This is a genomic window from Streptomyces sp. MMG1121 (assembly GCF_001280015.1).
Taxonomy (GTDB): Bacteria; Actinomycetota; Actinomycetes; order Streptomycetales; family Streptomycetaceae; genus Streptomyces.
The window spans coordinates 1-322 of record NZ_LGDV01000105.1 but is presented as its reverse complement, the minus strand read 5'-3'; the positions used below and the strand labels follow the sequence as shown (position 1 = coordinate 322).

At 69.9% G+C, this 322-nt stretch carries 1 protein-coding gene; it reads left to right on the top strand.

All coding sequences use genetic code 11. The features are described from left to right. Nucleotides 1–322: acyltransferase domain-containing protein (locus ADK64_RS10490; protein ID WP_159046216.1), on the top strand; the 322-nt coding region annotated here is incomplete at both ends.

Here is a 322-nt window from a genome sequence, read left to right as displayed (position 1 = left end):
GGCCGAGGCCGGGTTGCTGGATCGGACGGTGTTTACGCAGGCGGGTCTGTTCGCGGTCGAGGTGGCGCTGTTCCGGCTGCTGGAGAGCTGGGGGGTGCGGCCGGATTATCTGCTGGGGCATTCGGTCGGCGAGATTACGGCGGCTCACGTGGCCGGGGTGTTCTCGCTGGAGGACGCCTGCCGTCTGGTGGCGGCGCGTGGGCGTTTGATGCAGGCGTTGCCCGATGGCGGGGCGATGGTTTCTGTGCAGGCCTCGGAGGCGGAGGTGCTGGAGTCCCTTGCCGCTTTCGCCGGTCGTGGGCGGGTGGATGTGGCGGCGGTG